The 14,071-nt window shown below is 63.2% G+C and carries 14 protein-coding genes; 7 read left to right on the top strand and 7 right to left on the bottom strand.

Translation table 11 applies throughout. The features are described from left to right. Positions 1-29 precede the first annotated feature (29 nt). A complete protein-coding gene (gene acnA / locus DZG07_RS03395; RefSeq protein WP_091908643.1) occupies positions 30-2,720 on the top strand; it encodes an aconitate hydratase AcnA in 2,691 nt (896 codons plus the stop codon). Between the two features lie 304 nt (positions 2,721-3,024). Here acnA and DZG07_RS03390 read toward each other — a convergent pair whose 3' ends face one another. Together DZG07_RS03390 and DZG07_RS03385 are read right to left on the bottom strand one after the other, a co-directional pair. Then, entirely contained in the window at positions 3,025-3,942 is a 918-nt protein-coding gene (locus DZG07_RS03390) for a biopolymer transporter Tol (RefSeq protein ID WP_245429574.1), read from the bottom strand. 29 nt (positions 3,943-3,971) lie between these two features. Then, positions 3,972-4,649 carry a ceramidase domain-containing protein gene (locus DZG07_RS03385; RefSeq protein WP_119814264.1) on the bottom strand — a complete coding sequence of 226 codons (678 nt, stop codon included), beginning with the start codon at positions 4,647-4,649 and terminating at the stop codon, positions 3,972-3,974. A gap of 193 nt (positions 4,650-4,842) precedes the next feature. On the opposite strand from DZG07_RS03385, the gene DZG07_RS03380 reads away from it, so the two are divergent. Together DZG07_RS03380 and DZG07_RS03375 are read left to right on the top strand one after the other, a co-directional pair. Next, positions 4,843-5,607 (top strand): DUF1223 domain-containing protein, encoded by a 765-nt coding sequence (locus DZG07_RS03380; protein ID WP_091915936.1) that lies wholly within the window; start codon positions 4,843-4,845, stop codon positions 5,605-5,607. Between the two features lie 456 nt (positions 5,608-6,063). Further along, positions 6,064-6,450 carry a DUF2794 domain-containing protein gene (locus DZG07_RS03375; RefSeq protein WP_119814261.1) on the top strand — a complete coding sequence of 129 codons (387 nt, stop codon included), beginning with the start codon at positions 6,064-6,066 and terminating at the stop codon, positions 6,448-6,450. A gap of 5 nt (positions 6,451-6,455) precedes the next feature. Here DZG07_RS03375 and DZG07_RS03370 read toward each other — a convergent pair whose 3' ends face one another. From DZG07_RS03370 to DZG07_RS03355, 4 genes are all read right to left on the bottom strand, one after another. Continuing rightward, the gene (locus DZG07_RS03370; protein WP_119814258.1) at positions 6,456-7,025 is read right to left on the bottom strand and encodes a GNAT family N-acetyltransferase; all 570 of its coding nucleotides are present in this window, start codon (positions 7,023-7,025) and stop codon (positions 6,456-6,458) included. A 111-nt stretch (positions 7,026-7,136) separates the two neighbouring features. Next, entirely contained in the window at positions 7,137-7,916 is a 780-nt protein-coding gene (locus DZG07_RS03365; protein ID WP_091915930.1) for a Bax inhibitor-1/YccA family protein, read from the bottom strand. A gap of 231 nt (positions 7,917-8,147) precedes the next feature. After that, complete coding sequence (locus DZG07_RS03360; protein ID WP_119814255.1) at positions 8,148-10,697, bottom strand: ABC transporter permease; 2,550 nt, start codon at positions 10,695-10,697, stop codon at positions 8,148-8,150. 11 nt (positions 10,698-10,708) lie between these two features. Then, entirely contained in the window at positions 10,709-11,407 is a 699-nt protein-coding gene (locus tag DZG07_RS03355; RefSeq protein WP_091915926.1) for an ABC transporter ATP-binding protein, read from the bottom strand. 64 nt (positions 11,408-11,471) lie between these two features. Here DZG07_RS03355 and DZG07_RS03350 point away from each other — a divergent pair, with 64 nt between their 5' ends. Both DZG07_RS03350 and thpR read left to right on the top strand, forming a co-directional pair. Beyond that, on the top strand, positions 11,472-12,116 hold the full coding sequence (locus DZG07_RS03350) for an arylesterase (protein WP_091915922.1): 645 nt from the start codon (positions 11,472-11,474) through the stop codon (positions 12,114-12,116). Positions 12,117-12,227: 111 nt separating this feature from the next. Beyond that, on the top strand, positions 12,228-12,821 hold the full coding sequence (gene thpR, locus DZG07_RS03345; protein WP_119814252.1) for an RNA 2',3'-cyclic phosphodiesterase: 594 nt from the start codon (positions 12,228-12,230) through the stop codon (positions 12,819-12,821). On the opposite strand, the gene DZG07_RS03340 is transcribed toward thpR, so the two are convergent. Beyond that, positions 12,728-13,243: a low molecular weight protein-tyrosine-phosphatase gene (locus tag DZG07_RS03340; RefSeq protein ID WP_091915918.1), complete on the bottom strand. Its 516-nt coding sequence runs from the start codon at positions 13,241-13,243 to the stop codon at positions 12,728-12,730. The two genes, thpR and DZG07_RS03340, sit on opposite strands and share 94 nt — an antisense overlap. A gap of 50 nt (positions 13,244-13,293) precedes the next feature. On the opposite strand from DZG07_RS03340, the gene DZG07_RS03335 reads away from it, so the two are divergent. Next, positions 13,294-13,590 carry a 4a-hydroxytetrahydrobiopterin dehydratase gene (locus tag DZG07_RS03335; RefSeq protein WP_091915916.1) on the top strand — a complete coding sequence of 99 codons (297 nt, stop codon included), beginning with the start codon at positions 13,294-13,296 and terminating at the stop codon, positions 13,588-13,590. Between the two features lie 60 nt (positions 13,591-13,650). Beyond that, positions 13,651-14,004 carry a YkvA family protein gene (locus tag DZG07_RS03330; RefSeq protein ID WP_119814250.1) on the top strand — a complete coding sequence of 118 codons (354 nt, stop codon included), beginning with the start codon at positions 13,651-13,653 and terminating at the stop codon, positions 14,002-14,004. Positions 14,005-14,071 lie beyond the last annotated feature (67 nt).

The following is a 14,071-nucleotide window of genomic DNA, read 5'->3' as shown; positions in this document are numbered from 1 at the left end:
CAGGCTGAACAGACAAGGATGGATCGCACGTGTCCAAATCACTAGACAGTTTCAATTGCCGCCGCACCCTGACCGCAGGCGGTGCCGAATATGTATATTACAGCCTGCCCGAGGCCGAGAAGAACGGCCTGACCGGCATTTCCCAGCTGCCCTATTCGATGAAAGTGCTGCTGGAAAACCTGCTGCGCAATGAGGACGGCCGCTCCGTCACCAAGGAATCGATCCAGGCCGTCGCCGGCTGGCTGGTCGACAAGGGCACCGCCGGCGTCGAGATCGCCTACCGCCCGGCCCGCGTGCTGATGCAGGATTTCACCGGCGTTCCCGCCGTCGTCGACCTCGCAGCGATGCGCGATGCCATGGCCAATCTCGGCGGCGACCCGCAGAAGATCAATCCGCTGGTTCCGGTCGATCTGGTCATCGACCACTCCGTCATCGTCGACGAATTCGGCACCCCGCTCGCCTTCGCCCGCAATGTCGAGCTCGAATATGAGCGCAACCAGGAGCGCTACAAGTTCCTGAAGTGGGGCCAGCAGGCGTTCCGCAACTTCCGCGTCGTTCCGCCCGGCACCGGCATCTGCCATCAGGTCAATCTCGAATATCTCGGCCAGGTCGTCTGGACCAACGCCGAGGACGGCGAAACGACCGCCTATCCCGACACCTGCGTCGGCACTGATTCGCACACGACGATGATCAACGGCCTCGGCGTTCTCGGCTGGGGCGTCGGCGGCATCGAGGCCGAGGCTGCCATGCTCGGCCAGCCGGTTTCCATGCTCCTGCCGGAAGTCATCGGCTTCCGCCTCACCGGCAAGCTCAAGGAAGGCGTCACCGCCACCGACCTCGTGCTCACCGTCACCCAGATGCTGCGCAAGAAGGGCGTGGTGGGCAAGTTCGTCGAGTTCTTCGGCCCCGGCCTGTCCAACATGACGCTGGCCGACCGCGCCACCATCGGCAACATGGCGCCGGAATATGGCGCGACCTGCGGCTTCTTCCCGGTCGACGCCGAGACGATCCGCTACCTCAACACGTCCGGTCGCACCGAAAACCGTATCGCGCTGGTCGAGGAATATTCCAAGGCGCAGGGCATGTGGCGCGACAACGGCTCGGCCGATCCGGTCTTCACCGACCTGCTCGAGCTCGACCTCGGCGAGGTCGTCCCGTCCATGGCCGGCCCGAAGCGTCCCGAAGGCCGCATCCCGCTCGAAGGCATCGCCGCCGGCTTCGCCAAGTCGCTGGAGACCGAGTACAAGAAGACCGTCGACCAGAACAAGCGCTACGCCGTCGAAGGCACCGACTATGATCTCGGCCATGGCGATGTCGTCATCGCGGCGATCACGTCCTGCACAAACACCTCCAACCCGAGCGTGCTGATCGGCGCCGGCCTTCTGGCCCGCAACGCCAACCGCCTCGGTCTCAAGCAGAAGCCGTGGGTCAAGACCTCACTCGCCCCCGGTTCGCAGGTGGTTGCCGAATATCTCGAAAAGTCGGGCCTGCAGAAGGAACTCGACCAGATCGGCTTCAACCTTGTCGGCTTCGGCTGCACCACCTGCATCGGCAATTCCGGCCCGCTGCCGGCGCCGATCTCCAAGACCATCAACGACAAGGGCCTGATCGGCGCTGCCGTTCTGTCCGGCAACCGCAACTTCGAAGGCCGTGTCTCGCCGGACGTGCAGGCGAACTACCTCGCCTCGCCGCCGCTGGTCGTTGCCCATGCGCTGGCCGGCACCGTCACCAAGGACCTCACCACCGAGCCGATCGGCGAGGACCGCGACGGCAACCCGGTGTTCCTCAGGGATATCTGGCCGAGCTCGGCCGAGATCCAGGAGTTCATCGAGAAGAACGTCACCCGCGAGCTGTTCGCCCGCAAATATGCCGACGTCTTCAAGGGCGACGAGAACTGGCAGAAGGTGCAGGCACCGAGCGGCCAGACCTACACCTGGGATGACGGCTCGACCTATGTGCAGAACCCGCCTTACTTCGTCGGCATGGGTGCTCGCCCGAAAGCCATCGGCAAGATCGAGGGCGCCCGCGTGCTCGGCCTGTTCGGCGACAAGATCACCACCGACCACATCTCGCCGGCCGGTTCGATCAAGGCGGCCTCGCCCGCCGGCAAGTACCTCACCGACCATGGCGTCGGCGTTGCCGACTTCAACCAGTACGGCACGCGCCGCGGCAACCATGAGGTGATGATGCGCGGCACCTTCGCCAACATCCGCATCCGCAACCACATGCTCGGCGAAAACGGACGCGAAGGCGGCTACACCATCCACTACCCGTCCAAGGAAGAGCTGCCGATCTACGACGCGGCGATGGAATACCGTCAGGAAGGTGTGCCGCTGGTGATCTTCGCCGGCATCGAATACGGCAACGGCTCCTCGCGCGACTGGGCAGCCAAGGGCACCAACCTGCTCGGCGTTCGCGCTGTGATCGCCCAGTCCTTCGAGCGCATCCACCGCTCGAACCTGGTCGGCATGGGCGTCATCCCCTTCGTCTTCGAGGAAGGCACCTCATGGGCCTCGCTCGGCCTCAAGGGCGACGAAACGGTGACCATCGATGGTCTTGAAGACATCAAGCCGCGCCAGAAGATGATCGCCAAGGTCACTTACGGCGACGGAACGGTCAAGAACGTGCCGATCCTCTGCCGCATCGATACGCTGGACGAGCTTGATTACTTCAAGAACGGCGGCATCCTGCAATACGTCCTGCGCGATCTGGCTGCCTGACGGCAGGCTCGACGCAACCATCGAAATGAAGAAGGCCCGCGATCACGTCGCGGGCCTTTTTTCATGGGTCGCGGTGCCTGTTGTGAGCAGGGCACTCGCATTTGGTGCAGCAGACCCCCACTCCGTCGCGCTACGCGCGCCACCTCTCCCCCTCAAAAGGGGAGAGCATTGCCGACGGCGTTTCCTCTCCCCCGTCGATCGGGGGAGAGGTGGCTCGGCGAAGCCGAGACGGAGTGGGGGTCGAATTCCATATGCGGTAGGGGAGAGTCTGCGCCGGGCTGTTTCCGCCAAGATATGAAACGCTTCAGCCGTACCTCGGATACCGCACATAAGCGAGGCAGCGCGAATCGGGCGACCAGGAATTGACGTTGATCGTTCCCTGCCCGCCATCGAAGGCATCGAGGTCGCGGCCGTTGTTCCCCTCCGGGTCCATCATGCGCAGGATCACGGCGCGGTCGGCGGGGTGTCCCGTCGTGCCTTCCGGATAGCTCAGATAGGCCACCAGCGAGCCATCCGGCGATGGATGCGGAAACCAGTTCACCCGCGCATCATGCGTCAGCTGCTCCAGCGCGCTGCCATCATGGCGCATACGGAAGATCTGCGCGTGGCCGGGCCTCTCCGCTGCCGCCTCCGAGTTGAAATAGATCCATTTCCCGTCCGCCGAAAATTCCGGCCCATCCACCGGACAGGCCCCGTCGGTGAGAAAGACATCGCCGCCGCCCGCAGCCGCCATCGTGCAGATCCAGGTCGTCGCCACGCCCTCGGGCGTGCGGTACATGCCGACATAGGCGAGCGTCGCGCCATCGGGCGAGATGCCATGCAGATAGTGGCGCAGGCCACGCTCCGTCTCCTGGGAGACCCTTGTCGGCACGCCGCCCGCAAACGGCAGGACGTAGAGATGGCCGTCATAAGCCGTGACGAAGATGCTCTGCCCGTCGGGCGCGATCACGTGATCGTTGTTGAGGTTTTCGACCGGCGCGCTGTTGATGCGGTGCGGCCCGTCGCTGCCGTCGAGCGAGATGCGGAACAGGCGCCCGTCGGCATTGTAGACCAGCCATTTGCCGTCCGGCGTCCAGTTCGGCGCCTCGATCAGTTCACCGCTGTCGTAGACGACGCGAGGCTGCCCGCCGTCGCGGTCGATCACCACCAGCTCGCTGAAATGGCCGGCCTTGAGCCGTCGCGCCCGCGCGTCGGGGCGCATGCTTGTGCCTGATGCTGTCATCGCTGAAATTCCTGATCGGCAAGATGGAGCTATTGTGGCGATGTCCGGCGCAAACCACCATACTTTGCGACGGCCATCAACAGCACGCCCAGCATCAGCCCGTTCAGAATGTGCCACAGGAAGTGGGTGCCCAGCGGAAACGCATCGCACACCACCGGATCGATGGCGCGGAACGTGACCGAGGCGACGAAGATCGCCGCAGCCGCCAGATTGTACCAGCCGGCGCGGTTGCCATGCGCCGTCACCAGAATGCCGAAGAAGATCAGGGCCAGGAACGGCGGCAGATAGCCCGTCGAGCCGTTCGAGGCCAGCCGCAGCCAGTCGGGCACCATGAAGGTGAGAAATCCGACCACCGCATAGAAGCCCACGAAGATCGCGATCGCCTTCGGCCAGCCGAAGCCGAGGAAGCGGCGCAGGTTCAAGAGCGTGTAGGCAAGGGTGAAGCCGGCAATCGGCAGCACGTCGGCCCAGATCGTCAGCTTGTTGGCGAAGGTATGAAAAAGGGCCGAGCCGATGCCGATTGCCACCGCCCACCACGCCAGCACTTCGGCGAACGTGCCGGTGCCGCGCCTGCGCACTTCCCGCACGCCCCACAGGCCTGCGAGAACAAAGGCCAGATTTGTCAGGGCGTTGGCCGGCTCCGCCCAGAGTTCCGGGCCCAATCTTTCGCAGTAGAGATCAACATGATCGAAAAGGGTGTTGGGCATTCTCGAAAGTTCTTTGGCTGGCGCTTCAATATCCCTAACGTTAGCCTTGGCACCTTTACCACTCGTTACAACACTATAAGGCACGTCCAGGTCACTATGTCACCGCAACGTGACTTCCCGTTGATTGCCGCACTGCCTATTGTTTCGGCAATGAAAAACTCGGCCAAAGGCCGGTGGGGATTGTGGAACGACCATGGAATTGCGTTTTTTCTCTCGGCTGGCGGTGGTAGCGCTGGCGATGCCGGCCCTTACGGCGGCGGCGGCAGCCGACGGCACGCGGCCTGCCGGCGTGATCGAGCTGTTCACCAGCCAGGGCTGCAGTTCCTGCCCCCCGGCCGACGCTTTGTTCGAAAAATTCGCTACCGGCGGTGACTACGTGGCGCTCGCCTATCATGTCGACTATTGGGATTATCTCGGCTGGCGCGACACCCTCAGCAGCCCCGACAGCACAGACCGCCAATACGCCTATATGCGCTCCTTCGGGACGCGCTCCGTCTACACCCCCCAGGCAGTGATCAACGGCCGCATCCACGTCAACGGCGCCAAGCGCGACGACATACTGGATGCGTTCGACGAGCTGAACAAAGCCGAGCAAGGCCTCAGCGTCGACGTGAGCGTCAAGCTTACCGGCGAAAGCCTGGTCATCGAAACGGGATCGGCGGCGAACCAGAGCTCTGCCAAGGCCCATGTCGTTCTGGTCTATTTCGATGCGCCTCAGGCAATTGCCGTGCCCCGGGGCGAAAACAAGGGCCGCACAGTCACATATGTCAACGCGGTGTCCGATATCCAGAGCGCCGGAATGTGGCACGGCAAGGCCGCACGGTATGAACTGCCGGCAACCAAGATCGCCACCAAGGGCGGCTTCGCCGTGCTGCTCCAGGCAGTCGGCAAGGATGGCATGCCCGGCCCCGTCCTGGGCGCCGCCATCTACCGCAAGCCGGACGGCAACCGCATCTGACTAGCCGTGCCGGGCGCCATCTGAAGCAGCCTGCGCGATACTTCTTTGCAAGCCGAATGCGGCGGCCGCCGGCATTCGGCCAACAAAAAACCGGGGCCAAACTGAGCTGACACCGGTTCCAATTTATTTGGGATCGTCGCACTCAGCCTCCTTGAGGAAGCTGAGGTTGGTTCGATCCGACTCTGACCCGTGGGCGGGGGGCTTGGGGTTTACAGGCCGGTGCCGGACCGAACCGTCTCAGGCAACACCCGCAAAGTCGACTGACATTGAGGCGGCAGCTTGTGCAAAAGGTGTCAGAATTGTGGCAGCGTATCACCTATAAAAACAGAGTGTACGGATTTGTTACAGGAACCCGGCTTGATTCTACCCTAGGGCGTATTCGAGCGGCGGGGCTTGCTTTTCACGGGCGAAAGCGCGACTCTCTTGTCGCCAAACTGTCACGGAAGGTTAAGCTGCATGACCGATCGCGGAGGTGGAGCGGAGGATGGGCAGGAATCAGCAATATTGATTCCCCTTCACGAGGCCAGGCGCGAGCGGCAGGAGCTACCGGTTTCCTTCGAGAGGCGTGAGCTCGAGCAGATTCTTCGTCTTTATGGCCGGATGGTCGCCGCAAACGAATGGCGCGACTATGCCATAGACCGCCTTCCAGACCGCGCCGTGTTCTCCGTATTCCGGCGCGCCAGCGAGACGCCGCTGTTCCAGATCGTCAAGAACCCCAAGCTCGCCCGCAAGCAGGGTGCCTTCAGCGTCGTCGCAGCCGGCGGCCTGATCCTCAAGCGCGGGCATGAGCTCGCCCGCGTGCTCGGCGTCTTCGACAAGACGCTGAAACTCGTAGAAGCCTGATTTCGCTATACTTTTCCGCGGAACTTCCGCTCCGGCAGCGAGTCCGGATCGGGTTGCAGCTCGGCACCGCCATTCATCGGAAACTGCATGAACACCGTGTCGAGCCAGCGGCCATGCTTGTAGCCCGACCCTTCCAGCTTGCCTGAATGGATGAAGCCCAGCTTCTCATGCAGCCTGACCGACGGGCTCTGCGGTGAGCCGTCGCCGATCACCGCGATCATCTGCCGGAAGCCTAGCGCGGTCGCTTCAGCGATCAGCCGTTCAAGCAGCGCCCGGCCGACGCCCTTGCCCTTGGCTTGCGGCGCGACATAGATGGAATTCTCGACGATGAAGCGGTAGGCCGGACGGGCGCGGAAGGCTCCGGCATAGGCATAGCCGATGATTCGGCCACCCTCTTCGGCGACGACATAGGGGTACCCCTCTGCCCGCAAGCTGGCGAATCGCTCGCCCATTTCTACCCGTGATGGCGGCTCCAGTTCGTAGCTCGCCGTGCCATGATCGACCGCGTCCGCGTAGATCTCCGTAATCGAATCGAGGTCCGAAGCCTCTGCCGGCCTGATATTGATGCTGCTCATAATTTATGCACTCTAATTGACGTGCCCGAATTTGAGCAGAGTGTTCCATAAAAGAAAAGGGCGGCCTTTTGGGCCGCCCTCGTCTTGTTGCTGGTCCAGCAGCGGTCGCGATTACTCGCGGTTGCCGAGGAACTGCAGCAGGAAGGTGAACAGGTTGATGAAGTCGAGATAGAGCGTCAGCGCGCCCATGATGGCCTTGCGGCCGGCAACGAGCACGTCGTCACCCTCGAAATACATTTCCTTGATCTTCTGCGTGTCGTAGGCGGTGAGGCCGGAGAATATCAGCACGCCGATAGCCGAAATGGCGAACTGCAGGGCCGGCGAGCCCAGGAAGATGTTGACGACCATGGCGATGATCAGGCCGAACACGCCCATCACCAGGAAGGTGCCCATACCGGTCAGGTCACGCTTGGTGGTGTAGCCGAACAGCGACAGCGCACCGAAGGCGGCGGCGGTCACGAAGAAGGTCTGCGTGATGCTCTGCGCCGTGAAGACCAGGAAGATCGACGACAGCGACAGGCCCATGAGGGCGGCGAAGACCCAGAACGCAGTCTGCGCGCCGGAAACACTCATCGACTGGATACGGGCGCTCAGGAAGAACACCATGCCGAGCGGAGCGAGCATGACGACCCACTTCAGCGGTGAACCATAAAGGGCCACACCGAGGTTGGTCAGCATCTTGCCGTTGGCAAGTGTGGCGACGGCGGTCGCCGGATCGTTGGTGGTCGCCATCATCATGGTGGCGAGAGCGGCCACACCGGTGATTGCGAGCCCAAGCGCCATAAGGTTGTAAACCTTGAGCATGTAGGCGCGCAGGCCCTCGTCGATGACGCTGTCGGCGCGGGTACCCGCGTTTGCGACATGCGTCTGATAGTTGCGAAGGTCAGCCATTGATTTCCTCTATTGCTTCTGCCCCGTCGGGTGTCAGGTTCAAATGAACCCAGGCGCCGCTGGCGGGACTCCAGCATGCCTGCGGCAAATATGATGATTCTTTTTGACGAGAACAAGACCCGTTACACCCCGCAATGCCGCGTGATTGCAGGAAATGGCCAAAAAATACCCTTTTTTTGCCATCAGGACTAGCCGCGCCTAGCTCGTTCGATCGATTGACAGGGCGACCCGCTACAGATTCCGCAGCACCGGCGCCGCCTTGTGTCCCAACACTCTCCATGTGCCGATCAGGCCGATGCCTACCGTGACGGCGAGCGCGATCAGGATCGTTGCCACCGCCACCTCGGGTAGAAAACGCGAAGGCAGCGTCATGATTCGTGCGACAACAAACCACGCCGCGACGCCGCCGGCAGCGAGCGCGAACACCGCCGTCGCCAGGCCGATCAGCATGTATTCGAGCGAGAAGGCGGCAATCAGCGTCCGCCGCGTCGCGCCCAGCGTCTTCAGCACCACCGCATCATGGACCCGCGCCCGGTTGCCGGCGGCGAGCGCGCCGGCCAGCACCAGCACCGACGCGATCAACGCCACACTTGCCGCCGCGCGGATCGCCGTGCCGAGCTGGCCGACGATGCGGTTGACCACCTCCAGCGCGTCCTTGACGCGCACCGTGGTCACGGCCGGAAAGGCGCGGGTGACCGCGTTGAGCAGCCGCGTCTCCTCGGCGCTGTCGGCCTTCGGCGTCAGAAGTGTCGCCAGCCATGAGTGCGGCGCACCGGCAAAAGTGTTGGGCGAAAACACCATGACGAAATTGATGCCCATCGATTCCCACTGCACTTCGCGGAAATTGGCGATCTTTGCCGTCACGTTGCGGCCAAGCACATTGACCGTCACGGTGTCGCCGAGCTTCAGGCCGAGCTCGCCGGCTTCTTCCGCCGCGAATGACACCAGCGGCTCGCCCGAATAATCCTCCGGCCACCACGTGCCGGCGCTCAGCGTCGAGTTTTCAGGCTGGTTCTTGGCATAGGTCAGGCCGCGGTCGCCGCGCAGCACCCAGGCGCCGGCCGGCGGCACCGTCAGCTTCTGCACGTCGACGCCGTTCAGCGCCATGACGCGGCCGCGCAGCATCGGCACGCGCACCAACTTGCCGTCCGGCGCTTCTTTCTCGACCAGCGCCGAGAAGGCATCGACATCCGTGCTCTGGATATCGACGAAGAAGAAGTTCGGCGCCTGTTTCGGCAGGCTGCCGGCGATCTGCTGGCGCAGATTGCCATCGATCAGCGCCAGCGTCACCAGCAGCGTCAAACCGAGCCCCAGCGACAGCACCACCGACGGCGTCAGCGCGCCGGGACGATGGATGTTGCCGACGGCAAGCCTGAGTGCTGTCGAGCGCAGGCGCGGGCTTTTTCGCGCCAGCCACTGAACGCCGACACCGACGCTGCGCAGCACGATGAAGGCAAAGATCGTCGCGCCGACGAAAATCGCGGCAATGCGCCGGTCGCCCGAAAACCAGATGGCGAGCAGCGCCAGAAGGGCTGCGATGCCGAGCGCGCCGACGACATAGACCCGGCGCGGCAAGCCACCGCCGCCAAAGCCCATCTCGCGAAACAGCGCGGTCGCCGGCACGTCGCGCGCCCGGCCGAGCGGCAACAGCGCAAAGGCCAGTGTCACCAGCAGGCCGAAGAGTGCTGCCATCGCCAGCGCGCCGGGATAGATGCCGCCTTCCGCGGGCACCGGTATGACGGTGGAAAGGGCAGCACTCGCCGCAAACGGCATCAGTGCGCCGACGACCAGCCCGATGACGATGCCGATGCCGGCGATGATCAGGATCTGCACGAGATAGACGGTGAAGACGAAGCCGCCCGAGGCGCCGAGGCTCTTGAAGGTGGCGATAACCCCGCGCTTGCCATCGAGATAGGCGCGCACCGCGTTGGCGACGCCCACCCCGCCGACGACCAGCGCGGTGAGCCCGACCAGCGTCAGGAACTGCGAGAAACGCTCGATGTTGGAGGAAAGTGCGGGTGCCGCATTGGTGCGGGTGCGCACGCTCCAGCCTGCCTGCGGAAACTTTTCGGTCGCTTCATCGCGAACGGAAGTCACCGCCGCCTCGCTGCTGCCGTCTGCCAGCCGCACCTTATAGGCATATTCGACCAGGCTGCCGGGCTGGACGAGGCCGGAGGCGCGCAGGCCGTCCAGCGACACCATCAGGCGCGGCGCAAAGCCGAAGCCTTCCGAAACCGCGTCCGGCTCCGTGGTGATCTTGGCGCGCAGTTCGAAGGTGGCAGAGCCGAGCTTTATCCGGCTGCCCAGCTTTATGCCGAGCCGTTCGAACAAAAGATCGGAAGCCGCAGCGCCGAACACGCCGTCCCTTTCGCCGAACATCGCATCGCGCGACAGTGCCGGCTCCGTCACCAGCGCCCCGAACAGCGGGTAGACGCCATCGACGGCCTTCACCTCGGCCAGCGACTGGTCGGAACCATCCTCCAGCCGCGCCATAGAGCGCATGTTCGCGCTTTCCGACAGCGTGCCCAATCCCTTCAGGAAGGCGCTTTCGTCGGCAGTCGCCTCGCGCTGGTTAAGCTGGAAGCGCAGGTCGCCGCCAAGCAGCGACTGCCCCTCATTGGCCACGCCCGCCGTGATCGACCGCGCCACCGAATTGACGCCGCCGATAGCCGCCACCCCGAGCGCGATGCAGGTGAGGAAGATCAGAAAGCCGGAAAACCCGCCGCGCATTTCGCGCAGCGAGAAACGGACAGCGAGTTTGAGGGTTTGCGAAAACGGCATCCGCAGCCGCCTCAAGCCGAAACGACGGCAAGCGGCGGCTCGGCTTCGATCCGGCCGGAGCGCATCGCCACCTGCCGCGTGCAGCGCGCGGCAAGCGAAGGATCATGCGTGACCAGAACCAGCGTCATGGCGCGTTCCTTGGCCTTGGCGAAGAGAAGATCGGCGATCTGCCGGCCCGTCGCCTGGTCGAGGTTGCCGGTCGGCTCGTCGGCGATGAGAATGCGCGGCTCCGGCGCCAGCGCCCGGGCGATCGCAACGCGCTGCTGCTCGCCGCCCGAAAGCTCGCCCGGATAATGCGTCACCCGGTCGGCCAGGCCGACAGACGCCAGCTCGCGCTCGGCAATGGCGAAGGCATCGCGCTTTCCCGCCAGCTCCAACGGCACGGCGACATTTTCCAGCGCCGTCATGTTGGGAATGAGGTGGAAGGACTGGAAGACGATACCGACATTGCGGCCGCGAAACGCCGCGATCTGGTCCTCGCTCTTGCCGTTCAGAAGCTCGCCGGCAATTCGTACCGTTCCCGAATCGACCCCTTCCAGCCCGGCCAGAACCATCAGCAGCGTCGACTTGCCGGAACCCGACGGGCCGACGATGCCGGTCGCCTCGCCGGCGGTCACCGTCAGGCTCACGCCTTTCAGCACATGGACGGACGACGCCCCCGTGCCCAGTGTCAGCGAAACATCCTTCAGGTCGATGACGGCTTCTGTCACGGCAAATCTGTCCTATATGGAAATGAAAGCGGCAGGAATTTATTCGTCATATGGGCTTTGACACATGGCATTGAAACATCTGATTTTCGCACTCTTTGCCGCATCTCTTGCCTTTTTCACGGCAAACACCCCGGTTTGGGCCGAACCGTTCAAGATAGTCGGCTTCGGCGACAGTCTCATGGCCGGTTATGGCCTCAACCCCGGCGAGAGCTTTCCCGAAAAGCTTGAAAAGGCGCTACGCAACAATGGTCACGATGTCGTGATCACCAATGCCGGCGTCTCCGGCGACACCACCAGCGGCGGCCTGTCGCGCCTCGACTGGTCCATCCCCGACGGCACGGAGCTTGTCATACTGGAGCTTGGCGCCAACGACATGCTGCGCGGCATCGACCCTGAGATCGTCGAACAGAACCTCGACAAGATGTTGGCCCGGCTCAAGGAGCGCAACATCCCGGTGCTGCTGGCCGGCATGGTCGCAGCGCCCAATCTCGGCCACTCTTATGGCGAGCAGTTCGGCACGATCTATCCGAAACTCGCCGAAAAATACGGCGCCACGCTCTATCCGTTCTTCCTCGACGGCGTCGCCGCCGACAAGACCGCACTGCTGGAAGACGGCATGCACCCCAACGCCACCGGTGTAGACCGCATGGTCGAACGCATGCTGCCGGTGGTCGAGAAGACGATTTCGGCCAATGCGAACAAATCCTGATCAACCATGTTGATGACGATGTCATCGCACCGACATGACAAACAAACAGCTTGCTCACATTGCGGATCGGTGATTCGCTAGACATCAAGAGTTCGATTCGGGGAGGCAGCGATGCCAAGACTTTTCACCGCCCTCGAAATCCCGCGTGACGCAGCGCTTTCACTTTCACTGCTGCGTGGAGGTCTGCCGGGAGCCCGCTGGATCGACGTCGAAAACTATCACCTCACTTTGCGCTTCTTCGGCGACATCGAAGGCCACGTCGCCGACGAGATCGCCAATGCCCTTGACCGGGTCCGACGACCGTCCTTCCAGATGAAGCTTTCCGGCGTCGGCGCCTTCGGCTCGAAAAAGCCGCATGCGGTCTGGGCCGGCGTGCAAACCTCGCCCGACCTTTACGCGCTTCAGGCCGAGATCGAGCGCATCTGCCAGCGCCTCGGGATACCGGCCGACCCACGCAAATTCTCGCCCCATGTCACGCTGGCGCGGCTGCGCAATTCCAGCCCGCTGGATGTCGCGCAATATCTTTCGGCGCGCGGCAACTTCTCCACCGTACCCTTCAAGGTCGGGCGCTTCGTGTTGATGTCGTCGCGCGATTCGGTCGGCGGCGGACCCTATATCGTCGAGGAGGCCTGGCCGCTCACGGGTGGCGATTCGCGCTCCAGCCTGTCGGCCAGCGATTCCGAAGCATTGCGGATCATGCGGTAGACATCGGCGAAGCCGTCTGCACCACCGTAATACGGGTCGGGCACGTCCTTCCCCTTGCCATCGGCAAAGTCGAGGAACAGATGGACCCTGTCCCGCGCCTCCGGCGGTGCGGCCCGCCTGAGATCATCGACATTGGAACGATCCATTCCCAGGATCAGGTCGAAGCGCTGGAAATCGGCCGACACGACCTTGCGCGCCTTCTGCGTCGAAATGTCGAGGCCGTGGTCGGCTGCGATCGCCACCGAACGCGGATCGGGCGCCGAACCCTGGTGCCAGCCGCCGGTGCCGGCAGAGTCGAGCAGGAAGTCATCAGCCACGCCGCGCTCGGAAATCACCGCGCGAAACACGCCCTCGGCCAGCGGCGAACGGCAGATATTGCCGAGGCATACGAAAAGAATGGACGTCTGGGACTTTGCGATCATCGTGCCGACACTATGATAAGAACCGACAAGCGATAGCACGGAAGCGCGAAATGGCCAGACAGAAACTTGACAGGGATGCGGTGGACAAGGCTTTGGCCGGGGTGAAAGGCTGGAGCCTGGACCGCGAGGGTGCCGCGATCTCCAAAAAATTCGTCTTCGCCGATTTCAGCGAAGCCTTCGCCTTCATGACCCGCGCAGCCCTTGCCGCCGAGACCATGGACCATCACCCCGAATGGTCGAATGTCTACAAGACCGTCGACGTGACGCTGACCACGCATGATGCCGACGGCCTCAGCCGCCTCGACTTCGAGCTGGCCGGCAAGATGGACGGTTTTGCCGGTTTTTGACCCCTATCTCTTGCGCAGCCCTTCACGCTTTCCCACATTCCGGGCGACAGGAGTAACGGAATGGCCAAGGCGGGAAATTTCGACACCAACGGTTTGCGCGGCGATGAGAAGCGCGTCCGCGACAAATTCTGGCACACCGCCAAGCGCGCGGCGCGTCATGTCCCCTTCATGGAGGACGTGATAGCTGCCTATTACTGCGCGCTCGACAGCAAGACGCCGCTGCGCGCCAAGGGCATATTGCTCGGCGCTCTCGCCTATTTCGTGCTGCCGACCGACGCCATTCCCGACATCATCTTCGGCCTCGGCTTCACCGACGATATCGCGGTTCTGTCGGCTGCGATTGCCGCCGTGCGTGCGCACATCACCCCGGCGCATCGCCTTGCCGCCAAGGAAGCCCTTGAAGAACTGGACTGACCGGCCCGACGTTGCGGGCAGCGGCGTTGACATCCAGATTGCAGCCTGAAAAGAAAAGTCAAATTCT

Origin of the sequence: Mesorhizobium sp. DCY119, from assembly GCF_003590645.1 — a bacterium.
Lineage (GTDB): Bacteria > Pseudomonadota > Alphaproteobacteria > Rhizobiales > Rhizobiaceae > Mesorhizobium_M.
Note: the sequence above shows the minus strand (reverse complement) of the source record. Positions and strands in the feature narration are given on the sequence as shown.